Annotated in this window: 14 protein-coding genes; 11 read left to right on the forward strand and 3 right to left on the reverse strand. The window is 38.8% G+C overall.

The features are described from left to right. Window positions 1-31: 31 nt before the first annotated feature. From H8700_RS02845 to H8700_RS02895, 11 genes are all read left to right on the forward strand, one after another. Window positions 32-1,210 (forward strand): thiolase family protein, encoded by a 1,179-nt coding sequence (locus H8700_RS02845; protein WP_249302938.1) that lies wholly within the window; start codon window positions 32-34, stop codon window positions 1,208-1,210. A gap of 176 nt (window positions 1,211-1,386) precedes the next feature. Beyond that, window positions 1,387-2,655 (forward strand): AMP-binding protein, encoded by a 1,269-nt coding sequence (locus H8700_RS02850; RefSeq protein ID WP_022141776.1) that lies wholly within the window; start codon window positions 1,387-1,389, stop codon window positions 2,653-2,655. 238 nt (window positions 2,656-2,893) lie between these two features. Continuing rightward, entirely contained in the window at window positions 2,894-3,460 is a 567-nt protein-coding gene (locus H8700_RS02855; protein ID WP_249302940.1) for a nitroreductase family protein, read from the forward strand. 166 nt (window positions 3,461-3,626) lie between these two features. Continuing rightward, the gene (locus H8700_RS02860) at window positions 3,627-5,015 is read left to right on the forward strand and encodes a glycine--tRNA ligase (RefSeq protein ID WP_022141774.1); all 1,389 of its coding nucleotides are present in this window, start codon (window positions 3,627-3,629) and stop codon (window positions 5,013-5,015) included. A 310-nt stretch (window positions 5,016-5,325) separates the two neighbouring features. Further along, the gene (locus H8700_RS02865; RefSeq protein ID WP_249302941.1) at window positions 5,326-8,514 is read left to right on the forward strand and encodes a leucine-rich repeat domain-containing protein; all 3,189 of its coding nucleotides are present in this window, start codon (window positions 5,326-5,328) and stop codon (window positions 8,512-8,514) included. Window positions 8,515-8,747: 233 nt separating this feature from the next. Continuing rightward, a complete protein-coding gene (locus H8700_RS02870; protein WP_249302942.1) occupies window positions 8,748-10,826 on the forward strand; it encodes a cellulase family glycosylhydrolase in 2,079 nt (692 codons plus the stop codon). 381 nt (window positions 10,827-11,207) lie between these two features. Beyond that, window positions 11,208-12,848: a leucine-rich repeat domain-containing protein gene (locus tag H8700_RS02875; RefSeq protein WP_249302944.1), complete on the forward strand. Its 1,641-nt coding sequence runs from the start codon at window positions 11,208-11,210 to the stop codon at window positions 12,846-12,848. A gap of 194 nt (window positions 12,849-13,042) precedes the next feature. Further along, window positions 13,043-15,268: a cellulase family glycosylhydrolase gene (locus tag H8700_RS02880; RefSeq protein ID WP_249302947.1), complete on the forward strand. Its 2,226-nt coding sequence runs from the start codon at window positions 13,043-13,045 to the stop codon at window positions 15,266-15,268. 97 nt (window positions 15,269-15,365) lie between these two features. Beyond that, window positions 15,366-18,158, forward strand: coding sequence for a cellulase family glycosylhydrolase (locus tag H8700_RS02885; protein ID WP_249302948.1), 2,793 nt, complete (start codon window positions 15,366-15,368; stop codon window positions 18,156-18,158). 464 nt (window positions 18,159-18,622) lie between these two features. Continuing rightward, complete coding sequence (locus H8700_RS02890) at window positions 18,623-20,284, forward strand: hypothetical protein (RefSeq protein ID WP_249302949.1); 1,662 nt, start codon at window positions 18,623-18,625, stop codon at window positions 20,282-20,284. Between the two features lie 472 nt (window positions 20,285-20,756). Next, window positions 20,757-24,641 (forward strand): cellulase family glycosylhydrolase, encoded by a 3,885-nt coding sequence (locus H8700_RS02895; RefSeq protein WP_249302950.1) that lies wholly within the window; start codon window positions 20,757-20,759, stop codon window positions 24,639-24,641. A 378-nt stretch (window positions 24,642-25,019) separates the two neighbouring features. Here the strand turns inward: H8700_RS02895 and H8700_RS02900 are convergent, their stop codons facing one another. The 3 genes from H8700_RS02900 to H8700_RS02910 all read right to left on the reverse strand — a co-directional run bounded on the left by H8700_RS02900 (window position 25,020) and on the right by H8700_RS02910 (window position 26,606). Further along, window positions 25,020-25,859, reverse strand: coding sequence for a hypothetical protein (locus H8700_RS02900; protein ID WP_249302956.1), 840 nt, complete (start codon window positions 25,857-25,859; stop codon window positions 25,020-25,022). An 86-nt stretch (window positions 25,860-25,945) separates the two neighbouring features. Next, window positions 25,946-26,353, reverse strand: coding sequence for an HI0074 family nucleotidyltransferase substrate-binding subunit (locus tag H8700_RS02905; protein WP_249302958.1), 408 nt, complete (start codon window positions 26,351-26,353; stop codon window positions 25,946-25,948). Next, window positions 26,337-26,606, reverse strand: a complete 270-nt coding sequence (locus H8700_RS02910) for a nucleotidyltransferase family protein (protein ID WP_249302960.1) — start codon at window positions 26,604-26,606, stop codon at window positions 26,337-26,339. Before H8700_RS02910 ends, H8700_RS02905 begins: the two co-directional genes overlap by 17 nt. Window positions 26,607-26,734: the final 128 nt, after the last annotated feature.

The raw sequence follows: 26,734 nt of genomic DNA on the forward strand, positions 1-26,734 counted from the left end.
AGATGATAATACAGAAAAAGGAAGACAGATTGTGGAAAAAGCATATATTTTAGGTGGGATTAGAAGTGATATAGGAATTGAAAATGGGAAATACTGTAATATTCCGGCAGAAAAACTCGGTGCGGCTGTATTTAAGCAATTATTAGAAAAGTACAGCATCGAACCGGAAAAGATCGATCTTGTCATAGCCGGAAATGCAGTAGGAGCAGGCGGAAACCTGACAAGATTAATGCTTTTAGAGTCAGAGATCGGAAAAGACATACCGGCAGTGACAGTAGATGTGCAGTGTGGTTCCGGTTTAGAAAGCATAGCACTTGCAGCTGCAAAGATCCGGAGCGGACAGGCAGACGTAGTGATCGCTGGAGGATTTGAAAGCAGTTCTACCGCACCAAGACGAAGTTATCATCCCAACCATCCTGATTATGAAAAATATGGTGGGAAAGACAACTGGTATCGTGTTGCAAAATTTGTACCCGAATACCATCATGAACAGGTGATGTTAGAAGGTGCAGAACATACAGCGGTCACAGAGAAGGTCACAAGAGAAGAAATGGATGCATGGGCATTGCTAAGCCACAAAAGAGCAGTCAAAGCCAGAGAAGATCACGTATTAGAAGATTGCATTGTATCTGTTACAGGTGATCTCCCTAAAGATGAAGGAATCCGTGACAGAATGAGTGAACGTCTGTTAAAAAGGCTGCCACCGGTGTTAAAGGAAGGCAGTTTGATCACGGCAGGCAACGCCTGTCTGACACATGATGGAGCGGCTTTTGTGATTTTGTGTTCTGAAAAATTTCATCAGATATATCAGGCACGGACAGGAAAGCAGGCACAAGCATTTTTTGTACAGGTTGCAGAAAGTGCGGGAGATCCGATGAAAAGCCCATTGACGGCGATCACAGCGATCGAAAGATTACTTGCAAAAGCAGATATCTGTCCGGAACAGATTGCCGCATGGGAATGTAACGAAGCTTTTTCCGTAATCGATGTTTTATTTGAAAGACATTTTCCAAAGCAGGTTAAAGATTATAATATTTTTGGCGGTGCATTGGCATACGGACATCCCTATGGAGCGTCAGGCGGTATGATCTTACTTCATTTATTAAAGGCATTGCAAAACAGAAATGGCAAATATGGCATTTGCAGCATTGCGGCAGCAGGCGGAGTCGGCACAGCGTTATTAGTACAGCGTATGAACGATGCCCGGTAAGATAAGAATGAAAAACAAAAAGAAATTGCAAAAGCAGAAAAGTTTCCAGGTAACGACAAAAAACGAAAAAGTGACAAAAATAAAAACAGAAAAGCAAAAAAATTCTAAAATTGCGAAAGAACAACAGAAAGATGCAAAAGGAACAAAGGAACAGAAAAAAGAAAAGAGAACAAACCATGCAATACTATAAGATGATATGTGAACAACCGGAAGAAAAAGAGGCACTTGTACTCAATGACAAAAGTTATACATATGAAGATTTACAACTGCTTGCATCCAAAAGAGCAAAAGTTCTGTTATCAAAGGAAACTTCTAAGATCCATATTATCAGGAAAGAGCATATTTTAGAGCAGTTAATTGATTTTCTGGCTTGTAATGCTGTCGGCATCATTCCTTTGATCATGCCAAATGATTGTAAGATCACAAAAGAAGAGGTGTGGCAGCTTGCACAAAACGAGCTGGAAAAAATAGATAAAAAAACAGACACTACAAAAGTCTGCATGGCGGTTATGACTTCGGGAACAACTGGAATTCCGAAGATCTATTTTCGTACCTACGAAAGCTGGGCAGGCTTTTTTGGTGTGCAAAATGATATCTTTCAAGTGACAAAAGACAGCCGGCTTTTTACGCAGGGAAGTCTTGCTTTTACCGGCAACTTAAACTTATATCTTGCACAATTCTATGCAGGCGGTACCGTGATCGCACTGGAAGCATTCTGGCCTAAAAGCTGGCAGCAGGCTATTGAGAAATACCATGCCAATGCGATCTATCTGATCCCGTCGAAATTAATGCTGTTGCCTAAAGTCCAAAAAGAACCGTACAAAGAGATACGAATGATCTTATCCGGCTCGCAAAGTTTAGGCATAGAAGATGCAAAAGCATTAAAAATGATCTATCCGAATACCGAGATCATTTTGTATTACGGTGCAAGCGAATTAAATTATATTACTTATGTGACCGGACAGCAGATGAATGAGAAAAGAAATCTGATCGGTAAAGCCTTTCCGGGTGTTACGGTAGAATTGAAAAAAGATGAATTTTATATTGATACGGCTTATCACGTAGAGGGGATTACCACACCATATACACTGCATGATACCGGATATTGCGACACAGAAGGAAACTTTTATTTTACAGGCAGAAAAGACGATATTTTAAATATCCGAGGACGCAAGATCTCAGCACTCAAAGTAGAAAATGCATTTTTACAGATTGATGAAGTCAAAGAAGCTGCGGTTAAAGTCAGGACACATCATTCGGAAACAATTCTGGAAGTGTATGTCGAAGCAAAGGAAGATTTCCTTGAACGATATCGTCAAAAATGGCATAATGAATTGAAAAAAGTGCTTGCATCTTATGAAATTCCACGCTGTATTTATGTCAGAAAGCAGCTTCCTAAAAACGACAGCGGAAAGATCATAAAAGACAAACTGCATCCTGACTAAAATCAAGAAGAAAAAATAATGACACTACATTTAATGGTTGCCCAAAATAACAGTAAAGCACAAAACTTAAAGGCATTACAGTAAGTAAAAAAGCATCGCAGCAAGCCTTAAAAACGTATTACAGCAATCCCAAAAAGGGATAGGACAAATCTTGCAATGTACCACAGGAAGCCTAAAAGGAGTATAATGAATGCATGACATTCACCCTGACAATAAGAATCAGAAAAGAGGAACAAAGATGAAATTAACAGATAAGATTTATAAAAAGAAAAACACACAGGAGATCGAAAATTTCACGGATTTAGTCAAAGCCAGATATTCAGCCCGTTCGATGAGTGAAAGAAAAGTAGAAAAAGAAAAGCTTGACCAGATCCTTGAAGTTGCACGACTCAGTCCGACCGCATGCAACTTACAAAGACAGCGTTTGAAAGTCGTAACATCGAAAGAAGGCATTCAAAAGCTCAGGGATTGTACACCATGTCATTTCAAAGCGTCCACGATCATTATACTTTCGATCGAAGAAGATACAAAAGATTCTGCGATGAAAGGCGATGACTGGTACAAATTCGGCTTGATCGATATCGGTATCGTGGCAGAACACATGGCACTCAAAGCGACAGAATTAGGCATTGGTTCTACGATCGTAGGAATGATGGATGCCGACAAGGTACGTGAGATGTTTGCAATCCCTGTCACTGAACATCCGGTGTTATTATTGCCACTTGGCTATCCCGATGAAAAAGGAAAGCCATGCATCCTGCACGCAAGCCGCCTTCCGATTGATGATACCGTGACATGGGCATAACGGATTCCATAACAGATACAAAAAGCATCGCTGATCCGTACCATACTTGCAATCTTAGGATTTTAATGGTATCTTAAAAAGTAAAGTAAAAATGACACAACATCTGAATGCTGCATTGATAAGAAGATGATGTGCTGATAAGACAAAAAGTGGAGGAAGATTTATTATGGAAAAGACAATGGACAAGATCGTAGCTCTTGCAAAAGCGAGAGGTTTTGTATACCCTGGCTCAGAAATCTACGGAGGGCTGGCAAACTCATGGGATTACGGAAATCTTGGCGTAGAATTAAAGAACAACATTAAGCAGGCATGGTGGCAGAAATTTGTTCGTGAAAATCCATACAACGTAGGTATTGATAGTGCGATTCTTATGAACCCGCAGACATGGGTAGCATCAGGACATCTTGGCAGCTTTTCCGATCCTTTGATGGATTGTAAAGATTGTCATGAACGTTTCCGCGCAGATAAAGTGATCGAGGATTACATGGAAGAACATGACATCAAGATCGAAGGCAGCGTAGATGCATGGTCAAAAGAAGAAATGAAGAAATACATCGATGAGCATGATATTGTGTGCCCAAGCTGTGGTAAGAAGAATTTTACCGATATCCGTGAGTTCAACCTGATGTTTAAGACATTCCAGGGTGTTACGGAAGATGCAAAGAGTACGGTATATCTTCGTCCAGAGACAGCACAGGGTATTTTCGTAAACTTCAAAAATGTAGCACGTACATCACGCAAGAAGATCCCGTTTGGTATTGGTCAGATCGGTAAATCATTCCGTAATGAGATCACACCGGGTAACTTCATTTTCCGAATCCGTGAATTCGAGCAGATGGAACTGGAATTCTTCTGTGAACCGGATACAGATTTAGAGTGGTTTGACTACTGGAAGAACTATTGTATCAATTGGTTACAGTCCCTTGGCATTAAGCCGGAAGATATGCGTGTCCGTGATCATGAAAAAGAAGAGCTTTCTTTCTATAGTAAAGCAACATCAGATATTGAATTCCTGTTCCCATTCGGATGGGGCGAACTTTGGGGAATCGCAGATCGTACAGACTATGATCTGACACAGCACCAGAACGTATCAAAAGCAGATCTGACATACTTTGATGATACAAAGAATGAAAAATACATTCCATATGTTATTGAACCATCACTTGGTGCAGACCGTGTTACACTTGCATTCCTTTGCCAGGCATATGATGAAGAAGAGATCGGAGAAGGAGATGTCAGAACCGTTATGCATTTTCATCCTGCGATCGCACCGGTTAAGATTGCGGTGCTTCCGTTATCAAAGAAGTTATCAGAACAGGCTACAGAGATTTATACAAACCTTTGCAAGAAATATAATTGTGAATTTGATGAGCGTGGTAATATCGGTAAGAGATACCGCCGTCAGGATGAGATCGGTACACCATACTGCATCACATACGACTTTGATTCCGTAGAAGATGGTGCTGTAACTGTCCGCGACCGTGACAGTATGGAGCAGGAGCGTATTAAGATTGAAGATCTTGACAAATACTTTGAAGACAAATTCACATTTTAAAGATTATAAGAGACATCATTTGAGGTTAAGGCGATAAATATCAGATATGCAGGTCTTTTGACACCTTTAACCATAAGGATAGAAAGAATGTATATAGGCAGGATTTACGCTTGTATGCATTCTTTTTCGTTTTTTATAAATTTGTACAAGGCATGCTTACACAGAAGTATTTTTTGCTTTATGGACAATGATATGACAGCAGTAATATGATCTGTTGAAATAGGGCTACCGCAATCCCACTGGCTTTAGACAATGGGTAGTTCACATATAAAATAAAGATGTTTTATCAAAAAGATAGGAGGATATGATTATGAAAAAAAAGAAGTGGAACCGTTTTCTTTCTGTTGTAGTAACAGCAGCGATGCTTGTTGCACCGTTGCAGGGATTGTCCTTTGTAGATGATCTGTTTACAACAGCAGGTGTGACAACAAAAGCATCTGCCCAGGATATAGCGCAGACAGATACATCCCAGAAAATAGGAACCTATCCGTATTTTGCTAATGAACCGGCAGATTGCGATGCCTCAGCGAAACTTGGTTCAGAACAGAATCCATTAGAGATTGCAAATGCAGTTCAGTTATACAATTTGTATTATGTGGGAAAGAACGCAGTCACCAATGAAAACAATGTGGCTGACAGTGACAGCGGAAGCAGTTATATGGATTGTTATTTTAAAGTAACGGGAAATATTGATCTGTCAGAGTTAAAAGAATATGGTATTACAGAATGGAGTGGCATCGGTGCAGGAGCGTATAATGGTTTTTGCGGAAAATTTGACGGTGGAAGCGAACAGGGATATATCATTTCTAATATGACGATCGACACGGAAACAAGTTTGGTAGATAAAGGTCTGTTTAGCAAAGTAGGAACAGGCGGTGAGATTAAAAATGTCAGCCTGAAAAACCCAAAGATTACAGGTAAGTTGAGTGTATGGAGTGAAGGCTGTGGTTTTCTTGCCGGAAAAGTAACGTCTTATGGAACAGATGAAACTGCTTTGATTGAGAATTGTCATATTTTGGATGGAAGTCTGCAAGTATCATCTGACTTATTTAAACCGGACACAACAGACTGTTTTTATAATGTGGAAGGCGGTAAGGTCAGAGATTATGAAGTAGTATCAGGTGCTTTTGGCGGAATTGTTGGAGAAGCAGGAGGAAATGTAACAATCCGCAATTGTACGAATGAAAGTGGCAATATCAATTGTGAAGGACTTAAAGATGTTGGCGGTATTGTCGGTGTGATGTTTGATGGTGGTGAGATTATCTCTTGCACAAATAATGCACTTGTTAGCGGAACGATCAATGTTGGCGGAATAGCAGGACTGACAGATGGTGTGACAATCAGAGGATGTAAGAATACATCAGCTGTCAGTGGACTGGAATGGTCAGAGGAAATCTGGGATAAGATTGAGACAGCACATAAGCAAGGAACCACCTGGTTTGACGGTACGTCTGCTTATGATGCGTATGCACCGGCTGTCTGTATCGGCGGCATTGCCGGAAAGAGTACAGCCGGTATTATCGCATCAGAGAATGAAGGGGACATTACAGGAATAGAAATCTGTGGCGGTATTGCCGGCGGAACGATTGGCAATGTCTCTTATTGTATGAATTATGGAGATGTTTCTTATAATGGGAACGCAGATAATAGCTATAAAAATATGTCGGCAACGGCAGCTGCATCGGATGTGATCCCATTAAAGTCAAACGGTGTGTCATTTGGTGGAATCGTTGGATCATTTGGATTTTTTGAATACCAGAGTGGAATAGAAGCATTACAGGTAAGCTATAGCGGTAATGCCGGGAAAGTAACTGCACTTGGCAACACAGCGGGTATTGTCGGTAATCGTAATTATGATATATCGGGGGATCGGGAATACGATAGTAGTGTAGAAGCAGTGACTCCGGTAATAGACTGTTATAATGCTGCAGAAATTACAAGTGATTCAGGAATTTTAGAGGGAAAAACACAATTGATCGGTGCAGATCAGACAGTAGAACGCTCATATTATTTGGCAGACGATGCGGAGGATACTACAGAGGGGCGCACGAAAGCGCAATACAAGAGCGGTCAGGTGGCGTGGGAATTGTCCCATCAGCAGGGCGAAAATATATCATGGGTACAAAAAATCGGTAAGCAGGATTATCCGGATGCGGTACGAAGCGGAAACAACAGTCTGACAGACACGGTATGCCGTATTCGCTTTATTCCGTATTTACAAGAATCAGATGAGGAGTACAGTAAAGATCCGGTTTATGCAAATTTACATAGTACATTAGAAATGCCAAAGCAATCAACGGAAACAGAAATCTACACATATTATTCCGGTGTACAAAAGGAGGATGGTACATGGGAGGCTGGTGCTCCGGTCACATCTGTTACAATAGAAGAAGATTGCGTTATATTGGTAAAAAAAGAAAAAAGAGTTGTTACAGATAATCCGACAGCAGAACCGGTACAGACATCGGAACCTGCTCCTGTCAAAACAGCAGAACCGGTACCGCCACATCCGACAGCGGCAGTAGCAACGCTTCGTCCGACAGTTACCACAGCACCGGCACAGACACCGGACGTTTCTAATGTTAATAATACTACAGACAATACACAGAACAATTCGCAGAATACGAATACAACACTTACAAAGGGTGCTACGATCAAACAAAACAATATGAATTTTACAGTCAACGATCAGAATAGTGTAACATTCAAAGGAATGAATACTAAGAAAGCAAATGTTACGATCCCTGACACGATCATATCGCAGGGAAAGAAACTGAAAGTTACAACGATCGCGGAAGGTGCATTTGAGAAGAATACTTCGATCAAAAATGTTACATTAGGTAAAAATGTAAAACAGATCGGAAAGAAAGCTTTCAGAAACTGTAAAAAGCTTAAGAAAGTCAACTATTCGTCAAATTTACAGCAGCTTGGAGCACAAAGCTTTGAAAATTGTACCGATTTACAGCAGGTATCTCTTCCTGATTCTGTAAAGACAATCGGAAAGAAAGCCTTTAAGAACTGTAAGAAACTCAAAAAGTTTACAGTCGGAAAGAAGAAAAAGGCTGCGAAAAAAGCAGGAGGAATGCTTGTACCGTCTGATGCATTGACAACTACATCTGTAGAAAAAATGGCTGATGTGCAGGAGACATTAGAAGCTGCAAAAACTGGAAATCTCATCATAACAGAGGAAGAAGTTTCTTCTTATGCAGCATTGAATATGAAGATTGCGATCGGTAATAATGCATTGGAAAACTGCTCTAACTTAAAATCCGTTATCGTAAACTGTGCGGTCAGTGTGATCGGTAACTCAGCATTTAAGAACTGTACCAAACTTTCAGCAATTATCGTACGTTCTTTGATCTTAAAATCAGTTGGCAAGAAGGCACTGACCGGAGTAAGTAAGTGTAAGATTTCGGTGCCGACAAAGAAATTCAAACCATACCGCAAGCTTTTTAAGAACAAAGGACAGGGTAAAAAAGTCTTTGTTGCGGCAACGTAATAAAAGCTGAAAAAATATTTTTCTAAAAAACTGCAAAGAACAGGCTTGTAAAGAATGTATCTGTACTAGTTTTTTGACATGATTTAACAGATTGTTGTTTTTATAAAGCAGAAAGAAAAGTTTTGAAAGTGTAATGCTGTGAACAGAAATATAAATGTGCACAAAAATCCATTGTTTTCAATGGATTTTTGTGTTATTATGCATAAAACCATATTGGATAGGAGGAATAACGTATGAGAAAAAACAGTACAAAGAAATTCTTTGCAGCATTGTTATCGGCGGCAATGATCCTGACTTCAACAGGCGTGTCAATGATCGATGGTGCAAAGGCCGATGCAGCAGGAAAAGCAGTCTTAAAACAGGCTAAGAAAACGGTAAGCATCCGGCAGGGAAAGAAAACAACACTCAAGATCACAAAGAAGAACATTAAAAAAGTAAAGAAGATCATATGGACTTCTAAGAACAAAAAGATCGCAACCGTCAGCAAAAAAGGTGTAGTCAAAGCGGTCAAAGCAGGAAAGACTACAATTACGGCAAAAGTAAATTACAAAGCAAAAGGTGCAAAGAAGTTTGCAAACAAGAAGTTAAAATTTACTGTAAAAGTTACGGCAAAGAAAGCCGCAGCGACAAAAGAACCCGCAGTAAGTAAAACACCTGCAGCTACAGCAAGTCCGGCGCCGGCAGCAACGGCAGCACCGAGTCAGACACCGGCACAGCCGACTTCAAAGAACGGCATTGCCATGTATGATTCCGGTAAGATGGATGCAAATCTTACGGCAACAGAGTTGATGAAGAAGATGGGACAGGGCTGGAATCTGGGAAATACATTAGAAGCCTGTGGAAGTGCAAAAGAGACACAGGGTTTTACACCGGAAGATTTTGAAACATTCTGGCAGAAAGTACCTACTACACAGACAACGATGGATGGAATCCACAGCTATGGTATCAATTCGGTGCGTATTCCGGTAGCATGGTCAAACATGATGTCAGACGATGGGAAATACACGATCAATGATGCATATTTTAACCGTGTAGAAACCGTTATGAACTATGCATTCAAAAACGACATGTATGTCATTCTTAACATCCACTACGATAGTGACTGGTGGGGACAGTTCGGCGACAAAGATGAGGCAGTCAGACAGCAGGCATGGGATCGTTTTGAAGCATTCTGGACACAGATCGCAAACCGTTATGCAGAATATTCAGAACATCTTGTATTTGAATCTGCAAACGAGGAACTGGGAGACCGTTTAAATGATGACTGGAAGAAGCAGCAGACAGGAAGTCTTGGAACCGGCGTTCTGACAGAAGACGAATGCTATGAAGTGACAAACAAGATCAATCAGAAATTTGTTGACATTGTACGAGCTACAGGCGGAAACAATGTTAAGAGACAGCTTTTGATCGCAGGATATAACACAGATATTGATAAGACAGTAGACAGCCGTTTTAAAATGCCTACAGACATTGATGGAAATGGTAAAGATAAGTTAAGCGTATCGATTCATTATTATTCACCAAGTACATATTGTATCGCAGAAGATCCTAAGAACAGCTGGGGTTATGATGCAGACTGGGGAACGGATGAGCAGGTTGCTGCATTACATACAGACTTTGACAAAATGTCAGTCTTTACAAAAGAAGGATATGGCGTGATCATTGGTGAATATGGTGTATGCAGTTCAGCCAAGGAAGGTGTTACAAACTTCTTCAAGGAAGTAGCAACTTATGGAAAACAGCTTGGATTTACTCCTGTTCTCTGGGATACCGGTGTTTGGTATAACAGAAAGAGTGGATTATTCAAATTCAAAGATGTTGCTAAAGTATACAATGATGTGACCGGCGCAAATGGTGAGATCAAAGATAACATGAAAGAAACCGGACCGGTTAGTGCAAAAGTCATTGAAGATGAATCAACATTGACAAAAGTTGCTTCATGGGAAGGTACATGGACCAGAACAGACGGTAAGAAGGGCGCATTTGAGACAACAGCTACAGAAGGTGACATTACAGTAGAGACCAACTCTGCATATTGGCAGATGTTCTTGACATATGACTGGTCAAAACTTACCAATCCGGTGATCCGGTTTACTTTTGGCACTGATAAAACGAGTCAGAAGGCAGATACATTACAGATTGGTTATACGACAAAAGTAGATGGTGGGGCTGATCTTACAAACTTTACCGGTGTGATCGGTAAATGTATCGCATTGTATCCAAGTGATCTGGAAGAAAATCCATATTTGGAGATCAGTACAACAGCTCCGTTAGCCTCTATTACAAAAGTGGAGATCTTTGATGCAAAGTAGATTAATACAAATGGAAATTAGAGGATGTAATAAAAAAGTGAAATAAAATACGATGGATTTCTTATTGCTGATTATAAGAAATAGAAACATAGTAATAGTATTTTGTTGAAATGGAACCTGTTGTTTTAGGTTTTTTATACAAGAAAAATGAAAACAGAACGAAAAAGCATGAATTTGTTGAAAATGTATGAAACGGATTCATGCTTTTTTATTCTATATCAGAATAGATTGTCAAATTGCACAGAAAAAGCCGAAAAAGAGCAATTGAATTGTTGACTTTTGATGGAAAGAACGCTATACTATAGCTTAGGCATGGGAAAAAGGTGCTCATGCTTCTCTGTTATAGAGAATGAACAATTATAATACACAAGGAGGCAAAACATGAGAAAAAATTTAACTAAGGCAATTTCAACTACTCTTGCGGCAGCTATGGTAGTAACTGCCGGTGGATTTGCCGGAGTGGCAAACACAAACGGAAGTACAGCAAAGGCAGCAGATACTACCGCTTCTGCAACAGCAACTGCAACACCTGCTGCAACACCTGCAGCATCGTATATGGCTTATACAGCATTTAGTATGGCAGGTCCATGGATCTATCGTTCAGAATGGACAAATGATAAGTCAGGATTAACAGTAAAGGAATTTTACGATTCAGAGAAATCAAAATGGGGTAGATCAGCATTTGATTACACTAAGAATTATCTTGCAAATAACCTGACTAAGGCACAAGAGACAATGGGTCTTCGTGGTCAGGCAAGAGGTGATGCACGTGTTCATTCAGAAGCTACGATTAAGGATGCTGCTATGACAACTAACGGTGAGTGGACAGCAGAAATAACAAACTTAGATACAACACAGTATAAAGTTGTAGGCGATTCATACTATGATGTGCTTCATATTTCTACGGATATTCCATTGACCATGAAAAACGTAAAATGTACAAATGTAAAAGTTTCTGTCGATGACAAGCAGATTTTAGAATTAAAAGAAGCTTTCCCAAATACACAGGCGTCAGATAAACAGGGTAGTGGTAATAAGGGATATTATGACTTTATGATCATTGATAACTACGCAGACAGTCATGGTGTAGAAGGTAAAGCTCTTCGCCCAATTGATAAGACCACAGGCAAGTTAAATACCGAAATCAACGCTATGCCTGCAAAGAGCTTGAAGATTACATTTACAATCAGCGGCGTAGACTTTGTAACTGCTAAAAAGGAGGTTGTAGTTGACAACGGTCCTACTGTTGGTTCTACTTTTGTGGATAATGGTGTGAAGTATGTTGTTACAAAGAGAACAAAGACAAATAACAGTAAAGGTACAGTCGCTGTAGCAGGACTTGCTACAAAGAAAGCAGACTTTACGACCGCTGCTACTGCAAAGACAACAGAAGGAACAACTGTTTTGAATTATGATGTAACAGGTATCGCTGATAACGCATTTGCAAAGGATACAACGATCAAGACTGTTACACTTGGTGATACAATTAAAACAGTTGGTGAAGCAGCATTTAAAGGTTGTACAAAACTTACAAAAGTTACATACAATAAGAACATCACAAAGATTGCTGATGATACATTTAACGGATGCAAGAGCATAAAGAGCTTTAAGCTTTCAAGCGGCATTAAGAGTATTGGCGAAGCAGCATTTAAGAATTGTACGGCATTAAAGAGCTTCAAACTTACTAAGAATGTAAAATCTGTTGGAGCATCTGCATTCAGCGGTTGCAAGAAACTTTCTAAGTTCACATACAACAGCACAGTAAAGAGTGTAGCTGGTTCTACATTTAAGGATTGTACTTCACTTAAGTCAATCAAACTCGGTAAGAAAGTTAAGAAGATTGGTGGATCTGCATTCGCAGGTTGCAAGAAACTTAGCAAGATTACAGTAAGCCAGAAAGTAAAAGTTTCTAAGAAAGCATTCAAGGGATGCAAGAAGACAATTAAAGTTTCTGGTAAGAAAGCATATGTAAAATATACTAAGAAGCAGATCAAGAAAGCCGGATACAAGAAAGTAAAATAATTTCTATCTGTTAAGATGTGATATATGTCATATGAAAGTTGAAAAATGCTATAGATAGAATATATGAGCTTATAATAGGATGCTTTCAAAAAAATCGTATGAGATTATATGAGTGAAAACACAGACTCTGTTGGCTGAAATTTGTCGGCAGAGTTTGTTGCTTAAGAATGAAACAGAAAGAATGAGGATAAAATATGAGAAAATGGAGTAAAGCGATTGCTTTTATGATGACAGCGGCTTTGGCGGTTGGGTCGCTTAGTGTCGGACCGGTCGTACAAAAAGCTGATGCAGCAGACCGAATCGGAACCTATATGAGTTGGGATGATGATCAGACTACAAAAGATATAAAGATTCCGGTAAATCCACAGACGTTCCGTGATCTGTCAGGTACAGAGATTATTGAAGAGATGGGAATTGGCTGGATCTTAGGAAATACATTTGATTCCCATACAAACCAGACTCCGGGTGAAACAGCGTGGGGAGCACCGGTTACTACAAAGAAGATGATTAAAGCCGTGCATGATTTAGGCTTTAATACTATCCGTATTCCGGTTACCTGGGGAACGATGGTTAAGGATGATGGATCAATTGATGCAGCGTGGATCAGCCGTGTAGAGGATGTGATCAATTATTGCATGGATGAAGATATGTATGTGATTTTGAATGCACATCATGATGGTGCAGATAATGTTGGTACAGACAAAGAGGGCAAATCAGTTCATGGATGGATTGATATTAGCGGAACAGATGAAGAGTTTGCTGCTGTAGAAGCAAAGTATCAGAAGATGTGGGCAAGCATTGCAAACTATTTTAAGAATTATGATGAGCACCTGATCTTTGAGTCTATGAATGAGGTGTACTCCGGATCGGGAGATACAAATCTGCAGAAGGACATGGAACGCATTAACAAATTAAACAAGACATTTGGTGCGGCTGTACGTAGCACAGGATCAAATAATGCCAAGAGATGGCTTTTATTGGCATCACGCAATACCAATATTAAGTCATTGTATAAAAATGCTGACAAATTTGAAATTCCGAATGATGGCACGGATCGTTATATGGTATCTGTTCATGATTATGACGATTTTAAGATCGGTGGTTATACGGATTCGATGAATGAAAGCAAGTCAGATTCATATGCAAATCAATTTAAAAAATTAAAAGCTGCATTTGTAGATAAGGGGATTCCTGTGGTTGTCGGAGAGTGTGGATTCCGTGGAGGATCTGACAGAACATATAAGTTTGAAGGCGTTAGCTATATGCTGAAAAAATACGGTTTGGCAGGATGTATATGGGATAATCATGGAACTCAGGGAACTACGGATAATTATGAAATATTCGACAGAGAACAATGTGCACCGTATAATAAAAACTATACAGATGGTGTCATGAGAGGTTTCTATACGGATAGCGATGATTCGCAGTTGAACGAAAAAACGACGGTAAGTGCAATGACATCTTTAGATCTTGATAAAGATAGTGTGTCTATAGCAGTAGGATCCGTGGAGAAGGTTACAGCAACAACTGCTCCGGCAGACAACAATGATGTTGTTCTTTGGAAATCAGATAACAGCCGTGTTGCTTCTGTATCAAATGGTAGAATTCATGCAAGAAGAATCGGTACGGCAACGATCACAGCATATGCACAGAGTGGTGCGGTAGAAAAGAAAATTACCGTTACGGTTACAAAGAAAACATTAGAAAAAGAAACAACAGATATTCAGACAGATTATGATGCATTTAAATTTGAAAAATTTGAGTATGAAACAAATGATCAGGGACTTTTGGTATCTCCTGTTGCTTATCTGAATGCATCAGCAGTACCGGCAAGCAATGGTGCCGTTACATTTGAATCATCAGATGAAAATGTTGTTTCTGTATCATCCACAGGCAAACTTCTTGGCTATGGTTATGGTAAAGCGGTAATCACTTTGACGGCAACAGATGGATTTACAAAAGAGATCCCTGTATCGATCATTGATCCGAATGCAACACCGGAACCAAGTGCAACATCGACAACAACACCGATTGTTCAGCCAAGTGTTCAGCCGGGTAGCATTCCAAGCAACCAGCCAACAGCCGGTACAAGTGCAGAACCAACAGTAAACCTTAAAGATGAGGTAAAGAAGACAACTAAGAATGCATGCGTTAAAGTGAAGGCAAAGAAGGCTAAGGTTACTGTAAAGAAGGGTAAGAAAAACACCTTAAAGTTTACGGTTATTGCAAAGAACAAAAAAGCAAAGACAACAGACAAGATGAAAGTTTCTGTAAAGAATAAGAAGATTGTATCTGTGACAAAGAAAACATTGAAAAAAGGCAATGCAAGTGTTACGATAAAAGCAAAGAAAAAAGGAAGCACAAAAGTTACGGTTAAAGTAGGCAAAAAATCAGCCAAAGTAACTGTAAAAGTAAAATAGGGTTACAGTGCGTTGCTATGGCATAAAGTCATAGCAACGTGGTTGTACATAAATATCGGCAGCAAATCTGCCGGATAGAGGAAGAAAGGAGAAAATAATGAGAAAACATTTTAAATGTATTTCAAGTATCGCATTATCACTTGCATTAGTGACAACGTCGGTATTTGCGGGCGCAAATTTAGGCACAAAAAATGTTGCTAAAGCGTCATCATTATCTACTATGACATCAGCAGATGTTGAGACACCGGATAATCCACAGAGATTTACGGATTTAAACAGCGACCAGATGATCAAAGCAATGGGTACAGGCTGGAACCTTGGTAACACATTTGATGGTCATACAGGTATGATGCCATCAGAGACATCATGGCAGACTGTAGCTACAACAAAGAAACTGATCAAGGAGGTACATGATAAGGGATTTAACACAATCCGTATTCCATGTACATGGGGAAAAAAGATTACCGAAAAAGACGGCAAATATGTGATCAATGAAACATGGTTAAGCCGTATTCAGGATGTTGTTGATTATGCTGTAGAGCAGAACATGTATGTGATCATCAATGTTCATCATGATGGTGCAAACTCAGATGGATGGCTTAAATTAAAGTCGACCGGTGATGAGTTACAAAAAGTATATGATGAGTATGAGTCAGTATGGACAACTCTTGCAACAAGATTTAAGAATTACAATGAACATCTGATCTTTGAAGCATTAAATGAGCCTCAGAGCGGAAGCTGGAATAGCAGCGAAGCTAATGAAGCATTCGGTGAAAATCTTAACAAAGCAAATCAGATTTTCGTCGACACAGTTCGTAAGAGCGGTGGAAACAATGCGAACAGATGGTTAATGGTAACACCATGGGGAACAAATATCGGTAAATTACTCTCATCTAATTCCGGTTTTGTTATGCCGACAGATAAAAGAAGTGAAAGCCGTTTAATGATTTCCGTACATAACTATGCACCTACAAATAAGTGTCTGGACGGATCTCCGAGAGAAGAGAACGATATTACATTATCGGATGTTACAAACAGTTATAAATCGTCATTTGAATCATTGAATGAAAAATTCATTTCTAAGGGCATTCCTGTTGTTCTTGGCGAATATGGTGCTGTAGATAAAGATAATAATGGTAATCGTGCTCTTTATACAGAAGCATTGAACTACCTTGCAAAACAGAACAAAGTAGTTCCTGTATACTGGGATGATGGTGGAATTGATAACAATGCCTTTGCACTCTTTGACAGAACAGAATGTGCACGACGTACAGGATATGAAGAGATTTCGAAAGCATTGACGCGTGGTTTCTTTACAACAACTGATTATAAGAGTATTCCTGATCGCACAACAGCAGAAACTCCTGCAATTACAAAGATCACAAGCTTTGACCTGAGTGATTCGGAAGTATCTATGGAATGCAATACAACAAAGACAATCACAACAAAGAATGTTACACCTGAGGCAAATGATGATGTAATCCTTTGGAAGTCTGATGATGCATTAGTTGCATCTGTATACAATGGCGTGATCACAGCACGTGGAATCGGCACGACAACGATCACAGCATATTCGCAGGAAGACGAAAGTGTCTTAAAGACTGTGAAAGTAACCGTAACAAAAGAATCCGCAGCAGATGGCAAACAGCCAACATTAATGTACAAGAGTTCTGATGAATCCGTAGCTACGGTATCTACTACCGGTAAAGTGGTTGGTATCAGCCTTGGTACAGCAGTGATCACGGTAACAGCAAGCACAGGTGAAGAAAAAGAAATCCCTGTTAAGATTGCAGAAGCAAAATGGGATGCCACAAAGCTGAGAGCAAAATTATATGTATACTATCAGGATTCTAAGTTCTATGAAAATGTAGGATCTACAGATGAAGTGACGATCACAGGTGATGGTACTTACAATCTGAAATTTGACTGTGATACTGATCTTCCTGCATCAGCAGCAGAAGCCGGTGTATCTACATTAAGAGACTTTGGTTCCATCTATATCAAAGATGCCGATGTGGATGATGGTCTGATCAATAAATCAGTGATCAAAAAAGGTAAGATCCACTATAACAGTATCAAAGTAAATGGTAAGGAACTTACTATTAAAGATCCTAACAATTCAAAGAGTCTGATTAAGTCTAATAGAGTATTAGATACAGGTAATCCTTTGAATGCATGGGATGGTAGTGTTGTTGATACAACAGATGGTCTTGTATCAGTAGATACAAAGAATTATCGTATCAACTTCCCTGGTATTGAGGACCCAAAGACAATTGAAGTAAACTTTACATTGTCAGATCTTATCAACTATGATAAAAAACCATTTGGTACTCCGTTAGAGTCAACCGGAGAAGACACGGTTGTATTACCAACTGTTACAAAGAAGTGTGAGGCAATTAAGACAAGCGTAGAAGCTGTAGAGATTGATCAGGAAGGACATTGTTTCCTGAATGGACACTATCAGAAAGCATCAACACAGACAACAGTAGCACCTTCAACACAGCCGACAGTGGCACCTTCACAGACACCGGCTGCTTCGGTACAGCCTTCACAGAAACCAGCTGCTTCAGTACAGCCTTCGCAGAAGCCGGTTGTAAAGAAGACTACAAAGAATGCTTGCACAAAGGTGAAAGCGAAAAAGACTAAAGTTACTATAAAGAAGGGTAAGAAAGCTACACTTAAGTTCACAGTAACAGCTAAGAATAAGAAAGCTAAGACAACAGATAAGATGAAAGTTTCTGTAAAGAATAAGAAGATTGTCACAGTATCTAAGAAGAAACTTTCTAAGGGTTCTGCTACAGTCACCGTAAAAGGTAAAAAGAAAGGCAGTACAAAAGTAACAGTTAAGATTGGCAAGAAGTCAGCAAAAGTTACAGTCAAAGTAAAATAATCGGATTATTGCCAATTAATAAGATGATTTTTAGAAAAGGGCATTGCAATTTGTTGCAATGCCCTTTTGGTACTCTTATGATCAGGTTCTATAGTAAGAAGGAAGCCAAAAGCCGGTGATATGATTTTTACTGCCGGAGTAAAGGAAAGAATATGTCATTGTTTTGACACAAAGTTGTTAAAGGATTAGTAGATTTGCATGGAAAAAAAGGAAAACGCAGAGAAAAATGTCGAAAAAACAAATGAAATCCTAAACGAAATATAAAAAGAAAAAGTTGTAGTGTGAAAATTGCACAAAAAATACACATGCTAATTGTGCAATATGTCTGTTCCATGAAAACGTAAAATTTGCTATACTAATGTACAAGGATATGATAGCAACGAGGGAAGCGGACGTCCTGAATTGTATCATCATAATCTAAAATACCCCGAAGTGGGACAAATAATAAGGAGGAAAGATTTGTTATGAGATTAACAAAAGGAATGAAAAAGGCACTTTCTATGTTTCTTACAGGTGCTTTAGTAGTTACAGGTGCTTCTATCCCGGCTACACAGACAAAAGCTGCTTCAGCTGAGAAGTTAACATGGGAAGGAACAATTAAGGCTGTTGGTATTAAAGCAGAGTCTGATTGGGAAGCTACAACAACTTCAGAGAACTTCACAAAAAGCGAGATTTGTGGTGAAGGTAATTTTAGTACTTGGGCTGGCGGCGGAGTAGGTTCATGGTGTGGAGCTAACTTAACAGCTACTGTGGATCTTTCAGCATTTGAGAAACCGGTTCTTAGAGTGACATGTGCAAACACTACAGATGCAGCTATTGATAACGGTCTTGAGGTGTGCTTTAAGCAGGATTCAAAAGGTAATTGGGTTGATTCTGAAAAGATTAAAGTTGCTACAGGTGCTGCAGTAACAATTGAAAAGGATATCCCTGTCACAGAAGAAGATGCAGATGCTCAGTTTGTAGCTGTGTCACCAGCTGCGAAGAAAAACGTAATTGTTAATAAGGTAGAAGTATTTGATGCTGCTTATACTGATGGTGGAGAAGCACCGGCAGGTAAAAGCTTCCATGCTACATTACAGTATCTTGACCCATCATGGGCTACACAGGAAGATACTGTGGAAGTAACAAAAGATGGTGACTATACTCTGACTACTTGGGCTGGCGAAAATGCTGAGTCTACAATCAACATGGGTTGGATTGAAACAGATCTGAAAAATGGTGATGTAAGTGAAGACTTCAAGATGACTATTAAGTCTATCCAGTTAGGTACTAAGTTATATACATTCTCTAAAGCAGATGAAAGATACCTTGGTTTCAAGGATCAGGATGCTGTAAAAGATGGTGAGATGGGTACATACAGACTTAACATCAAGAATGATTACAATTCACTCTTTGATTTTGCTGATCATCAGACAAAGGTTAAAGGTACAAAAGCTAACATGTTCTTAGGCAAAGATCTTATTACAGATGAAGAATATGATGCTGGTATGAACGCTGTAAACAAAGGTGATGTTGTTCAGGTTAAATTTACAGTAGAAGGTTTTGAATCAGAAAAAGCTGCTAAGACATATACTCAGATTGCCGATAAGGATGCAGAAGTTGAAGATACAGTGAACGCTGGCGAGTATGGTAATGTAGAATATACTGTTTCAACAGTTGAAAACATTGCTAATCCTGATGCATCAGTAGCACCTTCACAGACACCGGCTACATCAGTAGCACCTTCACAGACACCGGCTGCTTCAGTACAGCCTTCACAGAAACCGGTTGCTTCAGTACAGCCTTCACAGAAACCAGCTGCTTCAGTACAGCCTTCACAGAAACCGGTTGTAAAGAAGACTACAAAGAATGCTTGTACAAAGGTGAAAGCGAAAAAGGCTAAAGTTACTGTAAAGAAGGGTAAGAAAGCTACACTTAAGTTCACAGTAACAGCTAAGAACAAGAAAGCTAAGACAACAGATAAGATGACAGTTTCTGTAAAGAACAAGAAGATTGTCACAGTATCTAAGAAGAAACTTTCTAAGGGTTCTGCTACAGTTACCGTAAAAGGTAAGAAGAAAGGTAGCACAAAAGTAACTGTTAAGATTGGTAAGAAGTCCGCTAAAGTAACTGTTAAGGTTAAATAATTAAATTACTGGTCTTATAAGATAATTTTTGGATGAGGACATTGCAGCTTGCTGCAATGTCCTTTTCTGTGTGCTTCTGTAGATGGTCAAAATGTGGTTCTTTGTTTCTGTTTTTGCGGCTCTTTGTCAACGGTTGGGGGAACTGAAATTATAATCGGAGGAATATCATAAAAAGATGTTTCTCCGATTTTTTGATGTCTAGAGAATACTATTTTTTGTTAAAATGTTTTTATATTGGACAATATTTACAAAAATTTGTAGGAAAATTCCAATAAATATACCACAAAAAAGATATAAAGTATTGTAAAATAGTAAAAATACACAAAAACACGTTGCAAGTATTTGAAAAAATGCTATAATATAAACAATATTGCATACAAAATGTATGCAATTATTACAAACGGAAGGAGGCTGCAGTGTAAAAAAATCGGCAGTTATTAAGACTGTCCAACAAAAAAATGGAGGAACGAGTATGAGATTAAAGAAATTAATTTCGTGTGTATTGTCAGCAGCGATGTTACTTACGATGACATCAATGCCTGTAAAAGCTGCGGATACAGCAGATACAGAAGCTGCTCATCAGTTAGAGACACCGACATACATTACGAACATAACAGGACCGGAGTTGGTCAAAGCAGGAATGGACGAGACAAAACTGCAGGCATTGATCGACAATGGCGGCGGAAAAGTAACAGCATATGTACATATGGGAAAAGCAGATGCTTACTCATGGATGTCAGCAAGAAGTGGATCTGTCAATGCATTTAGTGCAGATCATCTGACAAGTGACAGCTATATCGGTTCTGAATCCGGTGTTACGGTTGATGAAGCAAATAAGCAGGGTATAGGTGCATCGAACAAATATCTGCGTGCGGCAAAATGTACAAAACAAAGCAGCGGTAATTATATCCAGATCAATCAGGATGAAGAGCCGATTGGATCTGCAGCAACAGGAAACTATGAATTCCCGGCTTGCGGTATTACAACCTCTAAGATTCAGAAAGTAGTAAACTTCTCACTTTCTATTGCAATCAATACAACCAACACAGAAGCAACTCCTCTTGGATTTATCTTTAGTGATGGTACAAGCGTAACATTGAATACAGATGGTACGATCGCGGGCGTAAATGACTTTACGAAACCTGTTTGTGAAAGTGCTGCATTAGAGTCCGGTGCTGTCTCACCTGCACGTACACCGATGATTCAGATGACTGCAGCAGATGCACGTAAAAACTTAAAGAAATCAATTGATTATCTGAAGGCAATGGACACAAGCAGATATCAGGATTCTTCTGTAAGCGATCTGCAAAAAGCACTTACTACTGCCCAGGCTGCATATGATGTGACAGATAGCAAGAACTCTGTATACATCGCAGCAAGAAATGCACTGGAAAAGGTACATTGTAATATGCTTTTTAAGGATAGTACAGAAGCTGCTAATCCAAAAGAGTTCCGTGTACTTTCAAAAGATGAAGTTATTGACGAGATGGGTGTCGGTACAAACCTTGGTAACACTCTGGATGGTCATTCCGGATTTACTCCTAGTGAGACTTCTTGGCAGGGACAGGTTACTACTAAGAAATATATGAAAGCTCTTCATGATGCCGGATATAATACGGTTCGTATTCCGGTCACCTGGGGTAACATGATCAATGATGACGGTTCGATCAAAGAAGTCTGGATGAGCCGTGTTCAGGAAATCGTTGATTATTGTATTTCACAGGATATGTATGTCATCTTGAATGTTCATCATGATGATGTAGCAAAAGATGGTGGATGGCTTAATGTCGGATCTGATGATATCGATCCTATCGAGTACAAATACGAATTAGTATGGAAGACCATTGCAAATCGCTTTAAAAATTATGACGAGCATCTGATTTTTGAGTCAATGAACGAAGTATCTTGTATGGATTATGATGAAAGCATGAAGAATTCAGCAGATGCTACAAACTTTGACAGACCGATCATTATGAACTTCAACCAGTTATTTGTGAACGCAGTTCGTTCTACAGGATCAAATAACACAAAACGTTGGCTGACAGCTGTAGATCATTATGCATCTACTGGTACAGCAAGTGACTTCAAAATGCCAATAGATTACTATAACAAGGATAACCCAAGATTAATGTTTGCTGCACATAGATATTCTAAGTCTACAAATACATCATGGACGTATGCTGAAGCTACAGAGATGGTTTCACAGTTACAGAGTATGTACAAGAAGTTTGGCTCACATTATCCAATGTATCTTGGTGAATACGGTACGAGAAACCAGAAATTAAGTGGTTCTAAGACGGGATACAATGATGTAGAAAGAGCATGGTATTCTGAAATCATCAACAGAGCATGTCAGGTAAATGGCATTGTGCCTTGTGTGTGGGATCAGGGATATGGTAAAGATGATAATCCTTTGACTAAGACAGGTCTCTTCTCATTCTGGAATCGTGATGAGGCAAAGCCGATCTATAAGACAATTACAGATGGTATGGCAAGAGGTACTTTGTTAAAGGCAACTACAAAGAATAAATCAGGTGATTATTCTGATATTGAGAAAGATCCTACGATTACAGAGATTACAGATCTTACACCAAGTAAGACAGAAGTTTCTCTTACTATGGGTGAAAGAGAGACAGTAACAGCAACAGCAGCACCGGATTCTACAAATGATGTCGTTGTATGGAGCACAGATGATGACAGCATTGCGACTGTATTCAAAGGTGTAATTCATGCTAAGAATGTTGGTACAACAACAGTTCATGTATCATCATTAAGTGGATCTAAGACAGCAGATATTACGGTTAAGGTTTCAAGACCGGCTAAGAGCGAGACATCTGCCACAGAGATTAAGACAGATAAGGAATCTTACACGGTTAAGACAGGACAGAGCGAAAGCATTACTACAACAGTAGCTCCTGCAAATACAACAGATACACTTTCTTTCAAATCATCTGATGAAAGTGTTGCTACAGTAAGCGAATATGGTGTGATCACAGCAGTTGCAGTCGGTAAGACATATATTACCATTACTGCTGCAAGTGGCCTTACAAAGACGGTTCCTGTAGAAGTAAAAGAATTAGTAGATCCAACGAAAGCAAATATGGCTATCAATGTTTACTATAACAGTGCGGGAACAGATGGAAAATACAATACGATTGAGTATGGTGCTCCTGTAGAAGTAAGTGGCGACGGACAGTATACAGCTACATTTGATCTGTCTAAGGATCTTACAGCAGCAGGAAAGAAAGCCGGTATCACAACGATCAATAGTGTAACAGCTATTTATTTACAGGATTATGATGTTACAGTCGGAAATCTTGCCAGATCTAACATTAAGAAAGGTAAGATCAAATGGGATAAGATCACTGTAAATGATACAGAGATGACAATCACAAAGAATGGTAGTGATTCTACCGGAAAATCTATGATGAATGGTACAAAGATTGATACAGGTACACCGATCAATGGCTGGGATGGATCTGATATTGATGGTATTACTGTAGATTCTAAGACACATGCAGCAAGTTTTTCGACAATCAAAGATCCTACAAAGATCACAATTACATTTACTTTAGCAAATGTAGTCTTTAGAACAATTAAGTCTGCCAAGGTAGATGCTACAGATATCACAAGTAAAGAAGATGAAGTATTCAAGATGAATGCTGTTGGAGATCAGAAAGATCTTGCGGTCAATGTAGCACCGGCAGATGCAACTTCTAAAGTTACATTTGTATCAAGTGATGAGTCAGTGGTAAGTGTAGATAATACTGCAATAGCTCCTACAGCCGGTATTGCTACAGCTAAGCTTACAGCAGTAAGTGCAGGAAAAGCAACGGTAACGGCGTATACAAGTAATGGATTAAGTAAGAAGTTTACTGTTTACGTTGCAAAGGACATTGAGCAGGAACCAACAGTAACACCTTCTGCTAAACCAACAGTTTCGCCAAGTGCAACACCAAGTGCAGCACCTTCTACGGCACCAAGTAATCAGCCTAACCAGACGGGTACCACACCAACTATTCGTCCTTCACATACACCGATTGTAAGACCTACAGCAAAGCCTGTTGTAGCGAAGAAGAATGTATGCAAAAAGGTAAAAGCTAAGAAAACAAAAGTTACTGTAAAGAAAGGTAAGAAAGCAACTCTCAATTTTGCTGTAACAGCCGCAAAGAAAAATGCTAAGACAACAGATAAGATGACAGTTTCTGTAAAGAACAAGAAGATTGTTTCTGTTACAAAGAAGAGTCTTGCTAAGAAAAAAGCTACTGTTACGATCAAGGCAAAGAAGAAGGGCAGCACAAAAGTAACTGTTAAAGTTGGTAAGAAATCAGCCAAAGTTACTGTAAAAGTAAAATAAGATAAACTGTGACTGGAAAAGTCGTATTTGAAAAAGTTACGATTAGAAAAGTCATACTTAGAAACAATATGATCGGAAAAGCGGTGCTTAAAAAGCTTCGGTTTTATCACCGGGTTACCGTATGATCTGATCAGAACAAAAAACACCGACAGGAATGTAACTTGCCGGTGTTTTTGTTTTCTGCAAATGCTTGATAGAATTAATGCCATGTTTTGTTTTCAGTAAATGTTTTATAAACTTAATGTCATGCTTTGTTTTTTGCAAATGTCTTACAGAATTAATATCATGCTTTGTATAAAATATATGTTATATACATCTGATTTATTGCTTTTTTGTATAGGTTTGATTTTTAGGATTATATATCCAACTGCTTTTACTTTACTGTTTTTTCTTGATTGTTTTCTTTTCTTTAACTGTACATATAAGTGTCTTTTTTCGATTACCGGCCTTGATCTGTATTTTTGTTTTGCCAATTTGTTTGCTATGGATAGAAAAAGTAATCTTTTTTGCACTAACTTTACAATTCTTGATCGTTGCAACAGATCGCTTCGAAGAAGTGACGTGAATCAGATCGGTTGTTTTTTTCTTATTGTTTTCATTTTTTATTGGAATGGATATTCTTTTGTTTTTTCTCTTTTTTAATGTCAATTGCTTTTTAGAATAAGAAATTTTTTTTACTCTATTTTCTACTATTACGAGCAAAGTTTTCTTATGAGAACCAAGCGTTAATGTAATGGTAGCAGAGCTTCCTTTGGCAGCTGAAGTCGGGATTGTGATTTTTAATTTCTGCCGCTGTAAGGAGGCAATAGCAGTTTTCTTGTTAGAAGAGCGGACATTAGGAGTAGCAGAAGCATTATATGTTAAGTAATATGTGTTGCCGGGTTTGGCAAGAAGCTTACTTTTGGTCAAAGATAAAATATCGGCTATTTTGATTTCATTAGGATTTGGTGTCTCGAAATCAGTTGGTTCCGGTGTGCTGATCGCACTGTTTGTTGCAGGAATTGCATTTATAAAATCCGGTGTGGCGGTATTGTTTGCTGCATTAGACGTAGTTGGCGTAATGGATGTATTTGCAGCTGTAAAAGCTTTTGTTGCAATTGATACATTTACAACAGAAGCAGACATTGCTTTTGAAGTATTTGAGATACTTCCTGTACATAATAAAGATATAGTAAGTATACCGGCTGCAACCGGGTAATGTATAAAGTTCTTTTTCATAATGTTTGTAGTCATCCTGCTATTAGAAAAAGCAAGATGGTAACTCCTTCCTATATAATTAATTCAAAATTCAAAAGTTTGTATTGTTAAAAATCTAATATCAAATGTTGTACTACCTTTTCAAAATCGAAAAAAAGATCAATATATTTATTTACAATGGTATTACAATGTTCTTTTACAATTTCGCAGTCATAATCATGGGTTAGTTCATTTCTAACTTTAAGCATTTTCATCCATGCATCATCGGAAATCAGATCTGCTTTGTAAGCTTCTCTTAAAACTTCTCTTGGAGAGCCTGCCACAAAGCCGGTAATCTGATAATATTGTATTAAAATGTCTTTCATTACTTTCCATGCCAGATCAAAGGTTATGCTGAATTTTGCACCCGTTCCACTAAGTATAAAAGAATCAGAAAGATCTCGCTGCTTTGCTTCAGCTAAGGCATTAAGAGAATTACAAAAAGATTGATAACGTTTCTTAAATTTTTCGTCCATATTGTTTGATATCCTCCAATAATAATTGATTTTTACAATGATCGATATCGAGCAGATCGACACTGTAAAGTGTAGGCAGATTTTCTACTTTTTCTACAAGAGTGTTAAAATCTTTTACACCGGATATTGCGATATCAATATCGCTTCGTTCTCTTGCACATCCTTTGGCTCTTGAGCCGTATAAGATTATTTCCGTTGCACCAAATTGTTTGCTTAATTTGGCAACTTCTGCGATTACTTCTTCAACTTTCAAATTATCACCTTCTTCTATCATCAATCTTTTAATCCGTATCCTATCCTATACTATCATTACATTGAAAAAATAGCAAAAAAATGTTAAAAGTGTGTCAAAAATTCCCATAATATAGAAAAGTTATGTTA

This window comes from Jutongia hominis, from assembly GCF_014384965.1.
Taxonomy (GTDB): domain Bacteria; phylum Bacillota; class Clostridia; order Lachnospirales; family Lachnospiraceae; genus Butyribacter; species Butyribacter hominis.

Excerpts from the sequence above, each read along its gene's own strand:
- H8700_RS02850 (WP_022141776.1), top strand. The coding sequence starts at position 1,387 with ATGCAATACTATAAGATGATATGTGAACAACCGGAAGAAAAAGAGGCA.
- H8700_RS02855 (WP_249302940.1), top strand. The coding sequence starts at position 2,894 with ATGAAATTAACAGATAAGATTTATAAAAAGAAAAACACACAGGAGATC.
- H8700_RS02860 (WP_022141774.1), top strand. The coding sequence starts at position 3,627 with ATGGAAAAGACAATGGACAAGATCGTAGCTCTTGCAAAAGCGAGAGGT.
- H8700_RS02865 (WP_249302941.1), top strand. The coding sequence starts at position 5,326 with ATGAAAAAAAAGAAGTGGAACCGTTTTCTTTCTGTTGTAGTAACAGCA.
- H8700_RS02870 (WP_249302942.1), top strand. The coding sequence starts at position 8,748 with ATGAGAAAAAACAGTACAAAGAAATTCTTTGCAGCATTGTTATCGGCG.
- H8700_RS02875 (WP_249302944.1), top strand. The coding sequence starts at position 11,208 with ATGAGAAAAAATTTAACTAAGGCAATTTCAACTACTCTTGCGGCAGCT.
- H8700_RS02880 (WP_249302947.1), top strand. The coding sequence starts at position 13,043 with ATGAGAAAATGGAGTAAAGCGATTGCTTTTATGATGACAGCGGCTTTG.
- H8700_RS02885 (WP_249302948.1), top strand. The coding sequence starts at position 15,366 with ATGAGAAAACATTTTAAATGTATTTCAAGTATCGCATTATCACTTGCA.
- H8700_RS02890 (WP_249302949.1), top strand. The coding sequence starts at position 18,623 with ATGAGATTAACAAAAGGAATGAAAAAGGCACTTTCTATGTTTCTTACA.
- H8700_RS02895 (WP_249302950.1), top strand. The coding sequence starts at position 20,757 with ATGAGATTAAAGAAATTAATTTCGTGTGTATTGTCAGCAGCGATGTTA.
- H8700_RS02900 (WP_249302956.1), bottom strand. The coding sequence starts at position 25,859 with ATGAAAAAGAACTTTATACATTACCCGGTTGCAGCCGGTATACTTACT.
- H8700_RS02905 (WP_249302958.1), bottom strand. The coding sequence starts at position 26,353 with ATGGACGAAAAATTTAAGAAACGTTATCAATCTTTTTGTAATTCTCTT.